The organism is Embleya scabrispora, from assembly GCF_002024165.1.
GTDB classification, from domain to species: Bacteria; Actinomycetota; Actinomycetes; order Streptomycetales; family Streptomycetaceae; genus Embleya; species Embleya scabrispora_A.
On sequence record NZ_MWQN01000003.1, the window covers coordinates 306,761 to 324,371 of the forward strand.

Below are 17,611 nucleotides of genomic sequence, written 5' to 3' on the forward strand. Positions count from 1 at the left end.
ATCCGCCCAGGTCGTGTGGGCCCGTTCATGCATGATGACGGGATGAACCACAGCGACCAGCGCTTCCACGTCATCGTGTTGTCGAACTTCGCGAAGGGCTTCGACAAGTACGCCTTCACCTACGGCAAGGCGGGGATTCCGGAGAGTACCCATCCCGACCGGTTCCACCTGCTGACCCGTGCGGAGTTGGGGATCGGCATCGGCAAGGCTCGACGCCTGTTGGACCGTCTGGCCATTCCGGGCGATCGGCTGTTGGTGCTGGAAACCACGGTGGACCCCGACGCGTTGATACCCAACGTGTCGACCGGTCTGGGCATGGAACTGCACGAGGCTCGTATCCGGTTGTCGGCGGTCCACGAACTCCGCCAAGCGGGCGGCGAGTTCACCCTGAGCCCGACGACCGTCGAGGACGCGATGGCGGCCTCCCTGCACCTGCACGAATCGGCACTGCACGGCTACGCCGAAACGCGACCGCGCTCGGTTTCGCTTCTGCCGGTCGCCTCCGCCTGCCAGGCCCGGTGTTCGTTCTGCTTCTCCTCGGCTTCGATCTCCAGCGATCAGGCGCCGGCACGGGTCCCGTGGGACGCGGTCGGGCACTGGCTGGAGCGCGCCCGTGCGGCGGGTGCCGAGCGTGCGGTGATCACCGGCGGCGGCGAGCCCACGCTCATACCGTTCGAACAGCAGCTGCGACTGGTGTCCGCCTGCTCGGCGGCTTTCCCGAAGGTGGTCCTGATCACCAACGCACACACCCTGGCGAAGGGCACACACGCCGACCGGGCCGGCCGTCTCGAGGCGCTGAGCGCGGCGGGCCTGAGCGTGCTGGCGGTCTCCCGGCACCACCAGGACGACGCCGTCAACGAGCGGCTGATGATGCTGCGTACGCCGGTGGGCGCCGTGATCGACACGTGGCGCACCGGACGTGACCGCCTGCCGGGCCTGCGGATGAGACTGATCTGCGTACTCCAGCACGGCGGCGTCGCCGACGCGGCCGACGTCGCCGCCTACTTGTCGTGGGCCGCGGCTTCCGGTGTCGACGAAGTCTGCTTCAAGGAGCTCTACGTATCCACCAGCACCGAGTCGCTCTACTTCGACCGCGCCGCCAACATCTGGAGCCGAGAGCACCAGGTTTCGCTGTCCGTCGTCACCCGGTTCGCCGAGCGGCACGGCCTCGAACCGGCGAGCCGCCTGCCCTGGGGCGCGCCGGTCTACCACGGCAGCTGGGACGGCCGGCCGATGCGGATCGCCGCGTACACCGAACCCAGCCTGCTGTGGGAACGCACCAACGGCATCGCACGCAGTTGGAACGTCATGGCCGACGGACGCTGCTACGCCTCCCTCGAGGACCGGGCCAGCGAGATCGTGGCGGAAGGCGCAGCGGCATGAGGTTCGACGGGTTCCAGGAATTCCGGCAGCGGCAACTGCGGGCTTCGTCCTCGCTGTTGGACGCCGCCGAGACCAACGTGTACCGGGCGCTCGCCCCGCTGCGACCGGAGCCGCCAACCGACCCGCGTACGGTGCACCGGTGCGATCTCGCCCGTGCCTGGCTGCGGCGCTTCGAGCTGCCGGAGGAGTGGTCCCGCCGGGCCATGGTCTGTCGAGGGGTCCGTCATGGGCTCGGCGTGGTGTTCCACCAGTTGCGTGCCGCGCAGGCGCGGTTGTGGCTGCCCGGCGACGTGTATCCGGTCTACTTCGAGCTGGCTCGCGCCGCGGGGCTGGCGCCCGAGTCCTATCCGACGCTGCCGGCTCCGGTTCTGCCGAGGTCGCCGGCGGACGACCGGCCGGAATACCTGCTGCTGGCCAACCCCAGCAAGCCGCTCGGCCGATACCTGTCCGACGCCGAGTGCGCCGCGGTGATCTCGTGGTTGCGGGTATCACCACGCCGCCACCTGCTGATCGACAGCGTCTACGACCTGGGAGGCCCGTTCGCCGCCGGCACCCGGCGTTTGCTGGACACCGGTCGTGCGGTGCTGCTGCATTCGGTCACCAAGGGGTGGTTGTGGCCGCGGACGTTCGGCGTGGTCCTGCTGGATCCGACGCACGCCGCCTTGGCCGAGGCGTTCCGGGCGGATCCGCCGACGTCGGCACAGCTGAGGCTCGCCGACCGGCTGCTGACCGAGCACGGCGACGTGCCCCGGCAGGTCGTCGACGAACTGGCCGCACGCGCCGAGCGATTGTTCGAACGGCTGCCGGACGACGTGCTCGCGGCGATTCCCACGGCGAGCCGGAGCTGTCCCGGGAACTACTTCTTCCCGGTCGAGATGCCGGCGGAGACGCTTCGGCGCGAGTGCGGCGTGCTCGCCGTGCCGGTCGGCGTGTTCGGGGAGAGCGGTTGGTCCGGCTCCGTCCTGACCAGCCTCGCGGACGCTTTCGGCCCGACTCCGGCGGTGACACGATGAAACCGTTGGAGGACCTGGCCGTATACGAGGATGCGGATTTCTACGACCGGGAGTTCGCCGCGCGGATCCACGACATCCCCTTCTTCGTCGACGAGGCGGTCCGGGCGGGCGGTCCGGTCCTGGAGGTGGCCTGCGGTACCGGGCGCATCACCCTGCCGATCGCGCGGGCGGGTGTCGAGGTCACCGGCCTCGACGTCATGCCGTCGATGCTTGCCCGTGCCCGTCGGCGTGCCGAGGACGAGCGACTGCCGGTCGAGTGGCTGGAACAGGACTGCCGAGACATCCGCTCCGACCGGCGCTTCGCCCTGGTGTTCTCGGCGACCAACGCGATGCAGCACCTGCACGACCTGGATTCCGTGGTCGCGTTCCTCACCTCGGCACGGAACGTGCTGCGGCCGGGCGGGATGCTGATCCTGGACGTGTTCAACCCCGACATGGCCAAGCTGTGCCGGCTCCCCGATTCGCCCTACCACCACAAGTCGGTCGTGGACCGGGACGGGGCAAGGCTCGACGTGCGGGCGACTACCGGCTACGACGCCGCTGCGCAAGTGCTGCGCTTCACGCTGGACTACCTGCGCGACGGTGTGTGCGTGCGCACCAAGCGAGTCGGCATGCGCTGCTTCTTTCCCGAGGAACTCGCGGCGCTCTGCCGACTGACCGGTCTGGACGTGGTGCGGCGGTACGGAGACTACGACCAATCCCCGTTCACGGGCACCTCGCCGAAGCAACTCCTGTTCTGCCGCGCCGGGGCGCTACCGGTCACGCATCCGAGCTGAGCCGGACCTGCGCGGGGCGGTGGTACGGCTGCGGCTACCCTGCGGGAATGCCGTACGAACTCAGCGCCGTCGTCGGGAGTTTCGACCTGCTCAGGAGCCGGACCATCGGGGTCGGGGAAGCAGTTGTCGCTCCGCTCCGACGGCGACTGGGGCTGGTGCCGGTCACCGAACGGCTCTTCGAGGAGCCGGCCGGGCCCACCGGTCGGGACGACGCCGGAACCGGTCGACCACGCACGGTGATGTCCACGGCTCTCGAGCGGACCTTGGGCCACTGGTCGCTGGGCGGGCCGATCGCCTGCGTGGAGGCGGACTTCCATGGAGGAGAGGGTTACCAGGTAGCCGCGGTGTGGCGGAACGGCGCGATGGTGTGGGGACCGGTCCATACCCGAGACTTCGATGGTCCACGGGAGGACTGGCCGATCAACGCCGCGCTCGCCCTGCTCGATGTCGCTCCGGGCGGCACCGAGGGCGCGGAGCACCGTGACCTGTTCCTGGACGTGGGGCTCGGTCGGGAGCAGGACATGCACGGTTGGCGGTCGGCCGGACGGGCCGCGCGATGGGCGGCGACCTACGACCAGTGGTGTCGGGAGCAGTCGGCGGAGCACGAGAGAAAGGCGCGTGCCGCAGCGGAGTTCGAGAAATACCGGAGGCTTCCGAACGTTCCGGCGGCTCTGGACGGCACGGCGATCATGCGGCTTCTCGGCGCACCTCCGGGCCCACTGATCGGCGCGGCCACTCGCCATCTCCAGGATCTGCATCTCGAACACGGCCCGCTGTCACGGGAAGAGGCCGCGACCCGGCTGCGATCCTGGGCCGCGCAACAGGACACGCGACCGCGCGGCCGGTGATCCGCCGCGGCACAGACCGTTCACCGACGAGCCGGGCGTCGCATCCGGAGGGCTGACCGGCGGCGAGGATCGCAGCGACACGACATCGCCCCCGATTGGGTCAATGTCACGATTCATAGGGTTTTGTCTGATGTGATCGTGGTGCGAGATTCGAGCACGAACCAAGGGAGAGATCATGCGTATTCGTACTGTCGTCGCGGCCGTCGTCCTCACCGGGATCACCGCGATCGTCGGGGCCGGCACCGCCCAGGCCGACGCCTTCGGCGGCCAAGAGTCCGCGAGCGTCGTCGCGTTCGGGGACAGCGATCACGGTCACGGCGAGTTCTTCCTGGTCGGCGACGCCGACCGCGCCTTCGGCTTCGCGGGCTAGCCGAGCAACACTCCCGGGACGCCTCGGTCGCGGGCGGAGCAGGTCGGCAGGACACCGACACCGCCCGCGACCGGCGGAAGGCGGCTCGCCGCCGGGCCGGCGCATCCGTCGGCCGTCGGCGGGTGCGGTGGCCTCAACGCCATTCGATCAGGTAGCGGTTGGGCGATCCGGGCGGCAGGTCGACGACCTTGCGAGGGGTCGCTCCCGCAGCGAGGTCTTGTGTGTACAGCGATTGCCGATCGCCCTGTGTCGCGAGGAACGCGATGGAGGCGCCGTCGCGCGAGACCACCGGGTGATCGGGGCGGCGGTCGTTCGCCGGAAGCAGGTCACGCGTGGACGCGACGGCGGAGTAGTCGTCGGCGAAGGTCACCAGGGCCAGGTTGTCGGCGGTGCGACAGATCAACCGATGGTCGTCGAGCCACAGTTGCGGCCCGCACATCGGGGCGGGCTTGTCCCCGGGCAGATACGTCGTCCCCGGAACATTGCTCCGGTCGAAGGCACGCCAGGACGACTCGGGGGCCTGCGCGGGTTGCAGAAGGGTCTCGTTGAAGGTCGTGAACGCACCGTACGTCCCCGAAGGGTTGGCCGCAAAGCCGGACGAGCCGACGAGGGACGGCATCCAGTGGGTGTCCTTGGTCAGGACCAGACCGGAGCCCCGGTCCGGCCCGTGATCCGTGATGGGCGCCGCAGCCGTCAGCGGCCGCGACATCACCTTGTGGGCGACCGCGTCGGTGTACCAGAGGTCCCCGGTCCGGGGATGGATGACCGCATCGCCCTCCTTCGGCGTGCGGCCGAAGCCCTCTTCGGCGGGTGTGGGGCCGACCACCGCGCCGGTGATCAGGTTCACCGCGGTGGCACGCGCGCCGGCGTCATCGCCCACGGGCAGTGCGACGGCGACGGTCGTCAGATCGCGATCGAACATCTGCCGCACCGACGAGGCGGTCCCGCCCGACCCGCACCCCCACGCCAGATCCGCCCTGTCGGGCAGAGGCACCTGGACTGCGGCCACTCGGCGACCGTCTCGTACGGACCACGCCGACAGTTTGAATCCGGTTCTCGAAGCCGGCTCACCGAGACCGCACTCGAACACGATCAACGCATCGGCGGTGGCCAGTTTCGTGCCGTCCACGCCGCCGTCCTCGGGCGTCCCGCCCGGTGGGGGGCCCGTCCGTTCGCCGGGGATCGCCGGCTTCCCACCCGAGTCCGAGTCGTCGCTGCAACCTCCGACCGACACCGCCATGCCCAACACGGCCACGGCCAAAGACATCCTCGCGCACGATAACCACGTCTTCATGCCGGAGAGCGTAGGGAAACGAACACCTCCCCCGTACGCAAACCCTAACGTTGCCGATCACCGCACGACCGCGGCCACGGCTCGTCCCCTAGGCAACGGGCCAGGGAGTCGGACGAGGGCTCCGACGCGCCCGGGTGAACGGGCGAGGGGCGGGCGCGACCGCCCGAAGTCCCGGACCTCGACCGTGTCCAGCGCGGGGGCGATGACCGCGAAGGCGCGCGCGGTCGGTTCGCCGGGATCGGCGGTGCCGTCGCCGCTGTTCCAGCGGTACAGCACGGTGTCGAACGCGGTGAACGCCGCACCCGCGGCAAGCCGGGGATACAACGCGGTGTCGGCGTCCAGGCCCCGCCTGCGGGCCGGTTCGGCGGCCAGGCCGTGTGCGCCGCATGCCTTCGGAAGCACCACGTCGGCGGTGGACCGCCGACCTCATCCCCGACCAAACCGGCCGCGTCGGAAATCATGCCCCCAGCGAACAGGCATGTCTCGCGCCCGTCCAAGACCCATCCGTTCTCGTTCGATGCCTCGGAGGAATGGATCGATCGGTAGTCTCCCGGCATGGCCGAACTGGAGACCCGCGAGTTGGAGTACTTCGTCGCCGTCGCCGAGGAACTGCACTTCGGTCGCGCCGCGACCCGCCTGGCGATCGCGCAGCTGGAGCGCACCAGCGGGCACGTCGCCCTCACCCCCGCCGGCGAAGCACTTTTGCACCATGGCCGGCACGCCCTCCACGCTGTCGGCGCGGCGGCCGATAGGGCCCGCCGAGCCGGCGATCGGCAAGCCCACCTGCGCCTGGTGATCAAACCCGGCGGTGACGCGAACCTCCTGTCCGGCATCCTGGCCGCCTACGCCCGCCGGCCCGACGCCCGCCGGGTGGACATCCTCTTCGGCGGAGCCACCGATCGCGCCGATTGGGACACACCATCGCGATCCTGCCCCGCTCGTCGGCCCAGCCCATGCACCCCGACCTGGTCTACCGGTTGGTGACCGATGCGCCCGACAGCGAACTCGTCCTCGGCTGGTCGCAGGACGACCGCCGCCCCCTGGTCGCCTCCTTCGTCGCCGCCGCCCTGGACGCTGCGGGTTGACGTAAGGACTCGGCACGATGACCAACCACAACGAGGCGGCGACTGTGCGACCGTCGACCCTGGCCTGGGTGAGCCGGCACCTGGACGCCGGTGAACACGTCGTCGCAACCGAGGTGCTGCACGGCGGCCTGTCCGCCGAGATGCGCAAGCTGACCATCGGCACACGCGGCGGAGGCACCCGCGACCTGGTGCTGCGCACCTACGTCGATGTGGACCACGCCGAGGACTGGTTGGGCCGGGAGGCCGGTGCCCTGTCCCTGCTCCCGGGAACCGGTGTGCCGGCTCCCGGGTTGGTCGCGGTCGATCCGACCGCCGCGCACTGCGAGTATCCGTCGCTGCTCATGACACACCTGGCGGGCCGCACGGTCCTCGACGACGAGGGCTTGGAGAGGCGCGTCCCCCTGCTGGCCCGTCAACTCGTGGCGATTCACGCGTTGCGACCCGCCGAGCGGCCCCGGGAGTACGTGGCGTTGACGACCCCGGACACTGTCGTGATCCCGAAGGGTGCCGACGCGGCGGCCTGGCGCGCCGCTGTCGATGTCATCCGCAAGCCACCGCCGGCCCGTGAAGGGCGGTTCCTGCAACGGGACTTCCAGCCGGGCAACGTACTGTTCGACGTGCCGCCGGCAAGACCGGCAGACGCCCGGATCACCGGAGTCGTCGACTGGGCGGCGACCTCCTGGGGCCCGACGGATCTCGATGTGGCGCACTGCTCCGTCAATCTCGCGCTGCTGCACGGCCCGGCGTGGGGTCTACGGTTTCCCGCGGCGTACGAGCGGGCCGGCGGGGTGCGAGCCGCGGACGCGAGCGAGCGGCTGTACTGGCTGATCCGGGACGGACTGGCGTCCTCGGAAGAGGTGCGGTCGGTGGCGCGGACATGGCGAGCCGCAGGGAGGCCGGATCTGACCACGCGAGCCGTGGAGAAGCGGCTGGATGCCTACGTCACCGCGCTGATGGGCGCTCCGGGCTGAGCCGAGGCGGGCCCAAGCGGGTCCTGCGTCGCGGCGGTTGGCGGTTTGTGGGGCTACAAGTGGTCCGGTGGCCAAGGGTGGCAGAACCGCTGGGCCGCAGCCCGCGAACCTCCCCAGTCCTTGGCGATGGCACCGTGGATCAGGGGAAGTCCGCAGCGGTGCTGCCGGCGGGATGGCCGGGTACAGGACCTCGCCCGGCTCCAGGCTCGCGGCCGTCAGCCGCTCCAGGGTGGCGGCCGGTGTGTCGATCCGGATCGCGAGGTGGTCGAAACCGGTGCCCACGTCGACGAGTCCGCCGTCGAGGTGGTGGACCGGTTCGAGCGAGGCCGCGGGGCGGAAGCGGCGGGGACCTGACGGGCCGGTTCGGGCGGCCCGTCAGGGGCTTGTGCTCAGCCGGTCGGTAGCGGGTGGCCGACTCGGGTGTCGACGACGTCGGCCGGTACGCCCGGCGGGCGCCGCGTGCCCGACAGGATCGGGTCGAACCCGGTCTCGCCGTGGAGGTAGCGGCGGAAGAACGCCGAGGCGTACGCGGACGTGAGGGTGCGTTGAGTGGGCTCGGTCAGCGACACCTGGTCGAGGTGGCTGTCGTCCTGGGAGAGGCAGGTACCGGGCTTGCTGCCCGGCACCGCGTCGTCTTGCGCGCTGACCTGCCCGCTGCTCGGTGACCACTGGGTGTTGAAGAAGGCGTGATTGGCGCCGTGTACGGTGAATTTGTGGATCGGAACGGTATTCCGTCCGGCGTTCCACTCGAAGTAGTTGCCGCCGCGCACCGCGTCGCACGTGCCCCACATCACCGCGAACGGAACGCGGGTGACCGGCTCGTTGTCCCAGTTGCTGGTCGGCGCCAGGGCGAACACCCCCTTCACCGTCACACCCGCCGGCCAGTCGCCCCGGCGCAGGTCGGCGGCCTGCTGCATGGCCCCGCCGCCGCCCATCGAGTGGCCCACCGTTCCGACGTTCGTCATGTCCACGCGTCCGCGGAAGTCGACCCGTCGAGGCCTGCCATCACGCGGATCGGTGAAGTGGTGCGCGAGTTCGCCGCCGCCGGTCGCGGACAACCGCTGCCACATGGCCAGATGCCGATTGAACAGGGCGGCTCGGGCGTGGTAGACCGTGGGCGCCTGCCCGAACGACGTCGCGTTGATGCCGTTGGTACCGATCGACACCACCACGAAGCCCTGGGCGGCCAAGTCCCGGGCGAGGTAGTCGTATCCGTTCTTGCTGGAGATTTGTTCGGTCCCGGGCGCACACGGCCAACCGCGCAGCTTCTCGCCGGCGACGTCGGCCAACTTCTGCTGCCGCTCGGCCTCGACGGTGTCGCCGGCCGCCATGGCCGCGTCCCTGGCCTCGAGCGCCGCCGCGAGATCGACGGAGGCCGGGCGATCGGCGCAGGTGTCCCACAGGCCGTGCTGGATCACCACCAGCGGGAAGCGCCCGCGCGCCAGGTCGGCCGGGTAATGGACCACCCCGGCAAGCTCGTTCGCCCCCTGGTACTGGCCCGCCTCGACCGGCGGCGGCACGAAGGCCCGGTCGCCGAGGTCGTACCGCACCGACGCGACCCGGTGCGACCCGGCTTGGACCGCGCCCGACGCCTCCGCCGCCCCGGCCGGCGCCGGCACCACGAGCAGCGCCGCAACGGCCGCTGCGGCCAGGCATGTTCGGGCCCAACCCCTTTCGATCGTTGCCCGCCGCAAGCCCCGAATCCTCATGTATGCCTCCATGTCTTCGCGCACCGGGCGTCTCGACGACGCCGGTGATCTCAAAGGCATACGTGGATGGGCACCGAAGGGTTGCAGCGGGCGACGCCCGGGATCCGATTCCGCCTCCGGGTCGGCGCGGACGCAGCGGCGTGTGTCAGCAGCGGCGCGTGGAGCTCACCTGGTCCCGCTGCGGCGACTGGAGGTTGATGGTCTGGCCGTCGAGGATGTTGAGGATCTTGTTCCTGTGTCCGGCGTCGCGGAACAGGCACCAGTCGTCCCTGGTGTTGTTCCGGACCGACCACACGTGGTCGTTGAGCCCGCCGGCCAGAACGCTCAGGTCGGAGGCGCCGTCCTCGAGTTCGTAGTGCGCGCCGGTTCCGTTCGCGCCGTGGTAGATGCAGAACTTCCCGTCACCGCACGGCCACGCCATGCTCGGCGTCGCCGTCGCCGGGGAGGCGGCGATCGTGACGGCTCCGACCAGCAATGCGGCGGCCGTTGCGACGGCGCGCGTCCTGGAGGTCATGGTGCCACTTCCTTTCGGTCCCGATCGCCCACCCGCGACATCGGTGACCCGGGGCGGCCGACGTGAGGATCGTACGCATCCGCGTCCCCTTCCGAGCGAGGCCGAGCCCACGATCACCCGAAAGGATGCTCGCCGACGCGACGGGTACGCCCTCGCACGTCCGAGTGCGATGTGTGACGGGTGCGATGTGTCGTCAGAGGCGGGCGATGACCTCGGCCGAGGTCATGGGCAGCGAGAACATGGGGTAGTCGTAGGTGATCGCGTTCTCGTGCTCCTCCTGGGACGTGGCGGCGACGCAGTCCGTCAGGGTGATGACGCGGAAGCCGTTCTCGTACCCGGTGCGCATCGTCGACTCGACACAGCAGTTGGTGAGGAAGCCGCCGAGGATGATCGTCTCGATCCCCTTGCCGCGCAGGATGAAGTCGAGGTTCGTGCTCGCGAAGGTGTCGAGGCCGCGTTTGCCCTCGATCACGATGTCGCCGTCGGCCGGCGCGAGTTCGTCCGCGATCGCGGCCCCCCACGTGTTCTTGACGAAGGCCGAGCCGTCCACGACGCCCTTGAGGATGCCGTACGGGTGTCGGGAGAGTTCGCCGTAGCCGGCGGCGAAGGTGATCGGCGCGTGCATGACGGTGACGCCCGCGGCACGGGCGGCCTCGACCAGGGCCACGGTGTTCGCGAGCATGCCGGTCTTGGCCATCACCGCGGCGACGGCACCGTTGAGGGCCCCGCCCTCGCTGGTGAAGTCGTTCTGGTACTCGATCAGGACGAGCGCGGTCTTCGCCGGATCGAGGCGGAGGGTCTCGGACATGGCGGCTCCTTGGTGGCCTGGACCGTCAACGGCACCGGCCAGTCTGCCGGACGCGGACGCGGGACACCGGCACAACGACAACCTCGGGCCGTGGGCCGGCCGGGTGGTGTTCGAACGACTCGCCGATCGCGATGTCGGCCGGTTCGGCGGTCCGCGGATGTCGAGAACGTGTCACCGGCTCCGTCCCGGGAACATCAGCAGCCGACATCGGCCGCACGAGGAAGAAGGAGGAATCGGCATGGCGATTCAGCGGATGGACAATGTCGGCATCGTCGTCGAGAACATGGACGCCGCCATCGCGTTCTTCGTGGAACTCGGTATGGAACTGGAGGGCAGGGCCGAGATCGAGGGCCCGGTCGCCGACCGGTGCACCGGACTCGACGGCGTCCGCTGTGACATCGCGATGGTCCGGACCCCGGACGGGCACAGCCGGCTCGAACTGGCCAAGTACCGCAGCCCCGCGCCGATCAGCGCCGGGCCGCGCAACCGGCCGCACAACATCCTGGGTACGCACCGCGTCATGTTCGCCGTCGACGACCTCGAGGACACCGTTGCCCGCCTGCGCCCCCACGGCGCCGAACTCGTCGGCGAGATGGCCCGGTTCGAGGACAGCTATCTGCTCTGTTACGTCCGCGGCCCGGAGGGCATCATCGTCGGTCTGGCCGAGCAACTGCGCTGAGCACGAATCCCGGTGCGTTCGATCCTGGATGCCGTGCCGCGATCGCGCCGCGCAGGACCCTGTCCGCCGACATGTCGTCGCACCGGGCCGCACGCCCCGCCGCGGGGGCTCCTGCGGAAACCGCGTCCATGGGCCGTCACCGCGAGGAGAGGGAACTGCCTCTGTCGGACGGCGTACGGACGTGGCTATGTTCCGTTCGCAGGGTGCGTGACAGCCGTTCACCAGGGGGTCGGCATGTCTTTCGCGACGTTGAGTCGGTGGGATCTGCAATATCCGGTCCTGCACCTCGCCGTCACCGGCTTCGTATGGGTCCTGGCGCTCGTGTGGCGTCGTCTGGCCCGCGGTCGGGCCGACCGCGACACCGACCCGCACTCGATCGGCGACCACGACATGGCGTTCCTGGCGGGAGGCGCGGCCCGGGTGGCGGACACGGCGCTCGCGGCGCTGCTCGAACGGGGCCGGATCAAGGTCGGGTCCGACGGGCACGTCACGGTCCTGCACCGCCCGGACGTCGATGGGAACGACGTGCACGACAACGATCCCGTCGTGCACTGCGTGCTCGACGCACTACGGCGCGGCAATACGCGGAGCAGCGCCGTCGAGGCACTGCGCCGGCCCGACGCACCGCTCGTCGCGATGGAGGGGAGTCTGGTCGAGCGTGGTCTCGTCGTCCCACCCGGGCGTCGGCGGCGGGCTCGAATCCCGGCCCATGTGATGCTCGCCGTCGCGATCGGCGGGATCGTTTCGGTCTGGCTGCCCTCGATGTTCGGGGACGATCTCGAAGGGGCGTCCGCGTTCCTGCTCGGGTTGTCCGCCTTGGGCGCGTGCGCCATCGCGGTCACGCTGGGGGACACACCGGTTCGGGCGAGTGCCACGGGGCGCCGGGTCGTGAAGGCGATGCGCGCCGAGGTGGAGGCACTTCGGGCCACCCGCCCGGTCGGCGGTGGAACGGCCTCGCAGGCGGCGTCGGCCATGGCGGTCGCCTGTCTCGGTCTCGCCGCTCTGGAGCCCTCCGAGGCGCGTACGGCACTGCTGAAGTCGGCTCGAGGGGCGGGCGGTCACGACGCCGAGTTCGCCTACGACGTATGGAATTCCGGCGGCGGCTGTGCCACCGATGGCTGCGGCGATTGCGACGGTTGCGGGGGTTGCGGGTGCGGATGCGATTGAGTGGACAGGGCCGCCCGTGTCGGGCGAGGACGGCCGGGCCGGTCGGCGGCGCGGCCGATGCGATACCGCACCGGGTCAGCGCCGTTGCGCCGGGCCGACACCGGTTGACCCGGGCAGCGGGCCGAGGATCGCAACCGGCAGCCCGGGCCCGTCCCCTCGACGCCCGAGCCCGGACGTCGCCGGCGGCCCACCCTTTCGCGGGCGACCGCCCGGACAGCACCCGGGCGGCCTCGACGGCGCACGGTCAGCGGCGGCCGGTGGTCAGGACGAGCAGGAACTGGCCGCCTCCCGCCTCGACGTCGGCGGTCACCGGCAGGCCCGGCACCAGTCGGGAGAACCGGTCCACCAGCCAATCCGCCGCCTCCCGGGCGTCCCGCGCGGTCGGACAGCGGCCCACGATCTCACGGCCACCTTTGCGCTCCAGCCTCGCGGCAACGGCGATCAACGGCGCGGGTTCGACCACGTACAGCCGCTCCGGCCAGGCGATGGCCACCTTGACCGCGCCCTTGCGGCTGTTGCACCCGCGGTGCGCGAGCCGCTCGGCGACCTTGGCCTTCCGGTCGGCGGTCCGACTGTCGACGCTGGGCCCCTGGGGGTCGTTCACCGATTTGTCGAGGTCGACCGGTTCGTCGCAGACCCAGCATCGCCGGCCGTCGCGTTCGGCCACGTCGTCAAGAAGACTCATTCGAGCAAAACTAGCCTGCCCAGCGACCCTCCCGGCACACCAGGACCTCGGTAGAGCCTCGGCAGCGGGCTGGGTCGTCCGCCCGTGCGTGCCGCGCGCCACGCGCCGGCCCGGCCGTCGGCCGGCCGCGGCGCCCATCGGCGCCGATGTCGGTCATTGCTTCGGCCCGGTTTCGGGCGCGACGTCCTCCGGCAGCAGCGGCCGCATGAATGTGCGCTCGTAGCGCACGACACAACCGCTCTCGTCGCGAATGCGGTCCGCCGCCACGAAGTCGGCGTCCACGCCGAACAGTTCGCGATAACGCTCGTAGGCGGCCAGGCCGGGGAAGCTGAACAGGGCCAAGGCCAGGTCGCTCGCCCCCTCGGCGGGCAGGAAGTAGCCGTGATGGGTCCCGCCGTGACGACCCACCAGTTCCATCCAACAACGCCCGAATCGTTCGAACGCCTCGATCTTGCCGGGATCGATCGTGTAGTGGACGACGCAAGTGATCATCTGCGTACTCTTCCCCGCCGTGCGGTTTCCAGCACGGCTTTGCCGGATCATTCCGGACCCGATGCGTCGCAGGCCGGGCGGCCGCCGTCAGCACATGGCGCCGGCCGCCCGCACCTCGGCGAGTGTTCGTCGTGCGAGTTCGCCGAACGTGTCGTCGTTGGCCGTGTCCGTCCAGCGCTCGTAGGCGATCTTCCAGGCGAGTGCGCCCAGTTCGGCGGCCACGCGCGAGGTCGGGTCGGGCACGCCGCGACGCTCGAGTGCGTCGATCATCGATGCGGTGAGGCCGAGTCCCTTCAACGCTTCGCGTTCCCGCAGTTCCGGGTTGGCGGCGATCACTGCCGACCTCCGGGCGCCGAACTCGCGACGATCGCACGTGAAGACCTCCGCGCCGATCATGTCCAGCGCATGCGCCACCGCTTCGAGCGGACCGGCCCCGGTCGGCGCCGCGTCGATCCCGTCGACGAGCAGTCCGGTCATCGCGCCCCCGCCGAAGAGCACCTCGCGCTTGTCCGGAAAGTGCCGGAAGAACGTGCTCTTCGTGAGCCCGGCACGCTCCGCGATCTCGATCACCGTCGTGTTCTCGTAGCCCCGTTCCTCGAACAGTTCGAGGGCGGCGACGACGAGTCGCTCGGATGCGTTGGGTTGCCATCGGGCCATGAGGACATCGTACGGGACTTGGTCCCGTCATCGGTGTACGGTGATGAGACCAAGTCCCGTCACGTTTCCCTGGAGATACGCATGAGCCGAGCCGTTCGCTATGAGACGTTCGGAGGCCCCGAGGTGCTGGAGGTACGAGAGGTCGCGGAACCGCATGCCGGACCGGGCGAGATCCGTGTTCGTGTCACGGCGGCCGGTCTGAATCCCATGGACTGGGGTATCGCCGCGCAGCCCGAGGTGGCGGCCCGGTTCGGCATCACCGCCCCGGCCGGCTTCGGGTTCGACTTCGCCGGGGTCGTCGACGAGGTCGACGCCGGCGCCACGGGTTTCGCCGTGGGCGACCGTGTCCACGGCGGCGCGCCGGGCCGGGCCGTTGCCGATTTCGTGGTGGTCACGACGCCCACCGGGGCGACCGAGCCGCTGTGGCATACGCCGGAGGGAATCAGCAGCGAGGTGGCGGCCACGCTCCCGGTCGCCGGCATGACCGCCGCCGCCGCGTTGGCGGTGATGGAACCGCGTTCCGGCGACACCGTCCTGGTCGGCGGCGCCGCGGGCGGCGTGGGTGTGTTCGCCGTACAGCTCGCGAAGCTCACCGGTGCCAGGGTGATCGGGACCGCCGCGGAGGGCACATTCGAGTTCCTGCGCCGGTTCGGTGTCGAGCCCGTGGCCTACGGCTCCGGACTGGCGGAGCGGGTACGGGCCCTGGCCCCGGAGGGCGTGACCGCGGCGACCGATCTGTTCGGCGTCGAAACGGCCGAGACCGCGCTCGCGCTCGGTGTACCGCCCGAGCGGATCTCCACGATCGCCGCAGGGCCCAATCCCCCCGGCGGCGTCCGCGCGACCGGCGGTTACGACGCGGACCCGAACGCGATGAAGCGGATCACCGACGCAATCCTCGACGGCGGGATCACCGTGCCGATCGCCGCGACGTTCCCGATCGAGCGGATCCGCGACGCGGTGACCCTGCAGGCCGGACGCCACGTCCACGGCAAGGTCGTGATCACGCTGGAGCCTCGTCTCCGTTGAACGACGCACGACGCTCCGTTCGTCGCGTCGCCGGGCTCGGATCCAACCCTCCGGGGCGGCAAACGGGGCCGGTTGGAGGCGGGTGGCGGAGCCGGCGACCGGCGCGACCCCGGGACCTTTATTCCAGTACTAGAATAAAGACATGGACCGAGGCATGACCGCCGCCGAGCTCACGTTGCTCGGCCTGCTGGTGGAGCAACCCAGGCACGGCTACGAACTGGAGGAGGTGATCTCCGAGCGCGGCATGCGCGAATGGACGGAGATCGGCTTCAGCTCCATCTACTACCTGCTGACCCGACTTCGAGAACGGGGCCTGATCACCCCGACCGATCCGACCCGATCCGCGGGCGGCAAGACGCGCAAGGTCTACACCGCGACCCCCGAAGGGCACCGGGCATGCGCCGCCGCGGCCGAGGAGGCCATCGCGGAACTGCATCCGGTGTTCCCACGCATTCTGGTGGGCCTGGCCAACGCCCCGGCCATCGACCGGGAGCGCTTGCTCGCCGCCCTCGATCGGCGTTCCCGCGCACTCGCCGAACGCATCGAACAGGTCGGCCGAACCGCCGGCGCGGACCGGCAGGCCCCGGATTTCGTCCGCGCCATCTTCGACCACGCCCTCGGCCAGTTGTCGGCCGAGGCCGAGTGGCTGTCCGACTACCGAGCCTCGCTCGACACACCACCCCACGACCGGAAAGGTGCGGCACCCGTGACTCCGTACGACGTGAAGCGTGAGCACAAGGATCTGTACGCACCCAAGAACACCACCTGGGCCATCGTCGACGTCCCCGAGCAGCGGTTCATCGCCATCGACGGCACCGGGGATCCGAACACCTCATCCGCATACGCCGACGCGGTCGCGGCCCTGTACTCGGTCGCCTACACCCTGAAGTTCGCCGCCAAGCGGACGGACGCCGGCGACTTCGTCGTCGCTCCGCTGGAGGGGCTGTGGTGGGCGGACCGGCCGGAAGTCTTCACCACCCGCGCCAAGGACAGCTGGAACTGGACGATGCTCATCGCCATGCCCCCCTGGATCACGAAGAAGATGATCGAGGAGGCCAAGGACACGGCGCTCGCCAAGAAGAAGCTGCCCGCGATCTCCGAGATACGCCACCTGACGCTCCACGAAGGGCCCAGCGCCCAAGTACTGCACATCGGCCCCTACGACGACGAGGCGCCGGTCCTGCACGAGCTCCACCACACCTACTTCGAGGCCAACTCCCTACGGCACGGGGGCCTGCACCACGAGATCTACCTCAGCGACCCCCGCAAGACCGCCCCCGAGAAGATGAAGACCGTCCTGCGCCAGCCGGTCCAGCCCGTCGACCGGTAACGGATGCCGTTGCCGGTACTTCGAAAAGCCACGGCGACCTTCGCCGAGCCGAGCGGCACGCGGAACCGAAGGACGTCGCCGGCGCGGATGCGCTCGAACGTGTTCCACCCCCGGCGTCGAGACCGGGGGCGGAACGCGTTCGACGCATGTCCGAAGCGGACGGCATGTCGGGCCCGCCGCGGTTCAGGGCCGCGACGACCGGTGACCCGTTTGCGGATCACGGCCGAACGCCCGGCGCTGCGGATCAGATCAGGCGCAGGTACAGGGCGACGCTGTTGCCGGGCGCGTTCCAGGCGAACGTCTTCTTGTTGTTCTTGGGGCAGGCGTTGGCGCTGTTGACCGCCACCGAGCCGACGCTGCCGTAGACCTCGGCGCACTTTCCGTCGGCCTTGGTGTCCTTCACGTAGCCGTCGACGTAGACCCGGCCGCCCGAACACCAAACGGTCCAGTGCGCCTCGCCGCCGTTGACGTGGACGTCCTTCGTCTCCGGGCATCGCCCCAGCACACTCACCTGCCCGGACGGCGCGGCGGGCGCCGCCGAGGCAACGGCCGTCCCGGAGCATGCCGCGAAGGCTGCCGCCGCGACGAGCCCCATGGTCATGCGTCGTTTCATGGTCCTGTCTCCCGTCTGTCACCGGTTGTGCAATGGCAGGACGACGCTATCCACGGGGCCGGCCGGACACGTCAAACGTGGGGTGGATCCATCCCCACCACGGTCGTTCTACACGCGAGCGTCGGCATACCACCGTCGTGCCGGCCGACGAGAACGGGACCACGGGCGCCGAAACCGGATCCCAAGCACCC

19 protein-coding genes and 1 pseudogene are annotated in these 17,611 nt (G+C 70.2%); 11 read left to right on the forward strand and 9 right to left on the reverse strand.

Annotated features, from left to right (window positions below):
* Positions 1 to 42 precede the first annotated feature (42 nt).
* From B4N89_RS37135 to B4N89_RS37155, 5 genes are all read left to right on the forward strand, one after another.
* Positions 43 to 1,383: a radical SAM protein gene (locus B4N89_RS37135; RefSeq protein WP_235619169.1), complete on the forward strand. Its 1,341-nt coding sequence runs from the start codon at positions 43 to 45 to the stop codon at positions 1,381 to 1,383.
* Complete coding sequence (locus B4N89_RS37140) at positions 1,380 to 2,396, forward strand: aminotransferase class I/II-fold pyridoxal phosphate-dependent enzyme (RefSeq protein WP_078980973.1); 1,017 nt, start codon at positions 1,380 to 1,382, stop codon at positions 2,394 to 2,396. The genes B4N89_RS37135 and B4N89_RS37140 overlap by 4 nt, the downstream gene beginning before the upstream one ends.
* Positions 2,393 to 3,172 carry a class I SAM-dependent methyltransferase gene (locus tag B4N89_RS37145; RefSeq protein WP_078980974.1) on the forward strand — a complete coding sequence of 260 codons (780 nt, stop codon included), beginning with the start codon at positions 2,393 to 2,395 and terminating at the stop codon, positions 3,170 to 3,172. The genes B4N89_RS37140 and B4N89_RS37145 overlap by 4 nt, the downstream gene beginning before the upstream one ends.
* Positions 3,173 to 3,219: 47 nt before the next feature.
* Complete coding sequence (locus tag B4N89_RS37150) at positions 3,220 to 4,020, forward strand: hypothetical protein (protein WP_235619170.1); 801 nt, start codon at positions 3,220 to 3,222, stop codon at positions 4,018 to 4,020.
* A 175-nt stretch (positions 4,021 to 4,195) separates the two neighbouring features.
* Positions 4,196 to 4,390: a hypothetical protein gene (locus B4N89_RS37155; protein ID WP_078980975.1), complete on the forward strand. Its 195-nt coding sequence runs from the start codon at positions 4,196 to 4,198 to the stop codon at positions 4,388 to 4,390.
* 133 nt (positions 4,391 to 4,523) lie between these two features.
* On the opposite strand, the gene B4N89_RS37160 is transcribed toward B4N89_RS37155, so the two are convergent.
* Entirely contained in the window at positions 4,524 to 5,312 is a 789-nt protein-coding gene (locus B4N89_RS37160; protein ID WP_143658219.1) for a hypothetical protein, read from the reverse strand.
* A 429-nt stretch (positions 5,313 to 5,741) separates the two neighbouring features.
* Entirely contained in the window at positions 5,742 to 6,089 is a 348-nt protein-coding gene (locus B4N89_RS53500) for a hypothetical protein (RefSeq protein WP_078980977.1), read from the reverse strand.
* Positions 6,090 to 6,239: 150 nt separating this feature from the next.
* On the opposite strand from B4N89_RS53500, the pseudogene B4N89_RS53140 reads away from it, so the two are divergent.
* Positions 6,240 to 6,769: pseudogene (locus B4N89_RS53140) on the forward strand (hypothetical protein).
* A gap of 17 nt (positions 6,770 to 6,786) precedes the next feature.
* Positions 6,787 to 7,740: a phosphotransferase family protein gene (locus B4N89_RS37175; RefSeq protein ID WP_078980978.1), complete on the forward strand. Its 954-nt coding sequence runs from the start codon at positions 6,787 to 6,789 to the stop codon at positions 7,738 to 7,740.
* Between the two features lie 389 nt (positions 7,741 to 8,129).
* On the opposite strand, the gene B4N89_RS37180 is transcribed toward B4N89_RS37175, so the two are convergent.
* From B4N89_RS37180 to B4N89_RS37190, 3 genes are all read right to left on the reverse strand, one after another.
* Entirely contained in the window at positions 8,130 to 9,449 is a 1,320-nt protein-coding gene (locus B4N89_RS37180) for an alpha/beta hydrolase (protein WP_201261099.1), read from the reverse strand.
* A 145-nt stretch (positions 9,450 to 9,594) separates the two neighbouring features.
* Positions 9,595 to 9,963 carry a peptidase inhibitor family I36 protein gene (locus B4N89_RS37185; RefSeq protein WP_078980979.1) on the reverse strand — a complete coding sequence of 123 codons (369 nt, stop codon included), beginning with the start codon at positions 9,961 to 9,963 and terminating at the stop codon, positions 9,595 to 9,597.
* 193 nt (positions 9,964 to 10,156) lie between these two features.
* Positions 10,157 to 10,771, reverse strand: coding sequence for a cysteine hydrolase family protein (locus B4N89_RS37190; protein ID WP_078980980.1), 615 nt, complete (start codon positions 10,769 to 10,771; stop codon positions 10,157 to 10,159).
* 238 nt (positions 10,772 to 11,009) lie between these two features.
* On the opposite strand from B4N89_RS37190, the gene B4N89_RS37195 reads away from it, so the two are divergent.
* Positions 11,010 to 11,450, forward strand: a complete 441-nt coding sequence (locus B4N89_RS37195) for a VOC family protein (RefSeq protein ID WP_078981559.1) — start codon at positions 11,010 to 11,012, stop codon at positions 11,448 to 11,450.
* Between the two features lie 234 nt (positions 11,451 to 11,684).
* Positions 11,685 to 12,617 carry a TIGR04222 domain-containing membrane protein gene (locus tag B4N89_RS37200; RefSeq protein ID WP_078980981.1) on the forward strand — a complete coding sequence of 311 codons (933 nt, stop codon included), beginning with the start codon at positions 11,685 to 11,687 and terminating at the stop codon, positions 12,615 to 12,617.
* A 244-nt stretch (positions 12,618 to 12,861) separates the two neighbouring features.
* On the opposite strand, the gene B4N89_RS37205 is transcribed toward B4N89_RS37200, so the two are convergent.
* From B4N89_RS37205 to B4N89_RS37215, 3 genes are all read right to left on the reverse strand, one after another.
* Positions 12,862 to 13,302: a hypothetical protein gene (locus B4N89_RS37205; protein ID WP_078980982.1), complete on the reverse strand. Its 441-nt coding sequence runs from the start codon at positions 13,300 to 13,302 to the stop codon at positions 12,862 to 12,864.
* A 153-nt stretch (positions 13,303 to 13,455) separates the two neighbouring features.
* On the reverse strand, positions 13,456 to 13,794 hold the full coding sequence (locus B4N89_RS37210) for an NIPSNAP family protein (RefSeq protein ID WP_078980983.1): 339 nt from the start codon (positions 13,792 to 13,794) through the stop codon (positions 13,456 to 13,458).
* A gap of 87 nt (positions 13,795 to 13,881) precedes the next feature.
* Positions 13,882 to 14,451 (reverse strand): TetR/AcrR family transcriptional regulator, encoded by a 570-nt coding sequence (locus B4N89_RS37215; RefSeq protein ID WP_078980984.1) that lies wholly within the window; start codon positions 14,449 to 14,451, stop codon positions 13,882 to 13,884.
* 81 nt (positions 14,452 to 14,532) lie between these two features.
* Between B4N89_RS37215 and B4N89_RS37220 the strand changes: the two genes are divergently transcribed.
* Together B4N89_RS37220 and B4N89_RS37225 are read left to right on the forward strand one after the other, a co-directional pair.
* Entirely contained in the window at positions 14,533 to 15,477 is a 945-nt protein-coding gene (locus B4N89_RS37220) for an NADP-dependent oxidoreductase (protein WP_078980985.1), read from the forward strand.
* A 142-nt stretch (positions 15,478 to 15,619) separates the two neighbouring features.
* Positions 15,620 to 16,807 (forward strand): GyrI-like domain-containing protein, encoded by a 1,188-nt coding sequence (locus B4N89_RS37225; RefSeq protein WP_078980986.1) that lies wholly within the window; start codon positions 15,620 to 15,622, stop codon positions 16,805 to 16,807.
* 244 nt (positions 16,808 to 17,051) lie between these two features.
* Here B4N89_RS37225 and B4N89_RS37230 read toward each other — a convergent pair whose 3' ends face one another.
* A complete protein-coding gene (locus B4N89_RS37230) occupies positions 17,052 to 17,420 on the reverse strand; it encodes a hypothetical protein (protein ID WP_143658220.1) in 369 nt (122 codons plus the stop codon).
* Positions 17,421 to 17,611 lie beyond the last annotated feature (191 nt).

Coding starts and splice junctions, on each gene's coding strand:
- B4N89_RS37140 (WP_078980973.1), top strand. CDS start 1,380: ATGAGGTTCGACGGGTTCCAGGAATTCCGGCAGCGGCAACTGCGGGCT.
- B4N89_RS37180 (WP_201261099.1), bottom strand. CDS start 9,449: ATGAGGATTCGGGGCTTGCGGCGGGCAACGATCGAAAGGGGTTGGGCC.
- B4N89_RS37160 (WP_143658219.1), bottom strand. CDS start 5,312: ATGTTCGATCGCGATCTGACGACCGTCGCCGTCGCACTGCCCGTGGGC.
- B4N89_RS37175 (WP_078980978.1), top strand. CDS start 6,787: ATGACCAACCACAACGAGGCGGCGACTGTGCGACCGTCGACCCTGGCC.
- B4N89_RS37215 (WP_078980984.1), bottom strand. CDS start 14,451: ATGGCCCGATGGCAACCCAACGCATCCGAGCGACTCGTCGTCGCCGCC.
- B4N89_RS37225 (WP_078980986.1), top strand. CDS start 15,620: ATGGACCGAGGCATGACCGCCGCCGAGCTCACGTTGCTCGGCCTGCTG.
- B4N89_RS37145 (WP_078980974.1), top strand. CDS start 2,393: ATGAAACCGTTGGAGGACCTGGCCGTATACGAGGATGCGGATTTCTAC.
- B4N89_RS37220 (WP_078980985.1), top strand. CDS start 14,533: ATGAGCCGAGCCGTTCGCTATGAGACGTTCGGAGGCCCCGAGGTGCTG.
- B4N89_RS37210 (WP_078980983.1), bottom strand. CDS start 13,794: ATGATCACTTGCGTCGTCCACTACACGATCGATCCCGGCAAGATCGAG.
- B4N89_RS37200 (WP_078980981.1), top strand. CDS start 11,685: ATGTCTTTCGCGACGTTGAGTCGGTGGGATCTGCAATATCCGGTCCTG.
- B4N89_RS37230 (WP_143658220.1), bottom strand. CDS start 17,420: ATGAAACGACGCATGACCATGGGGCTCGTCGCGGCGGCAGCCTTCGCG.
- B4N89_RS37135 (WP_235619169.1), top strand. CDS start 43: ATGAACCACAGCGACCAGCGCTTCCACGTCATCGTGTTGTCGAACTTC.
- B4N89_RS37155 (WP_078980975.1), top strand. CDS start 4,196: ATGCGTATTCGTACTGTCGTCGCGGCCGTCGTCCTCACCGGGATCACC.
- B4N89_RS37205 (WP_078980982.1), bottom strand. CDS start 13,302: ATGAGTCTTCTTGACGACGTGGCCGAACGCGACGGCCGGCGATGCTGG.
- B4N89_RS37190 (WP_078980980.1), bottom strand. CDS start 10,771: ATGTCCGAGACCCTCCGCCTCGATCCGGCGAAGACCGCGCTCGTCCTG.
- B4N89_RS37185 (WP_078980979.1), bottom strand. CDS start 9,963: ATGACCTCCAGGACGCGCGCCGTCGCAACGGCCGCCGCATTGCTGGTC.
- B4N89_RS37195 (WP_078981559.1), top strand. CDS start 11,010: ATGGCGATTCAGCGGATGGACAATGTCGGCATCGTCGTCGAGAACATG.
- B4N89_RS37150 (WP_235619170.1), top strand. CDS start 3,220: ATGCCGTACGAACTCAGCGCCGTCGTCGGGAGTTTCGACCTGCTCAGG.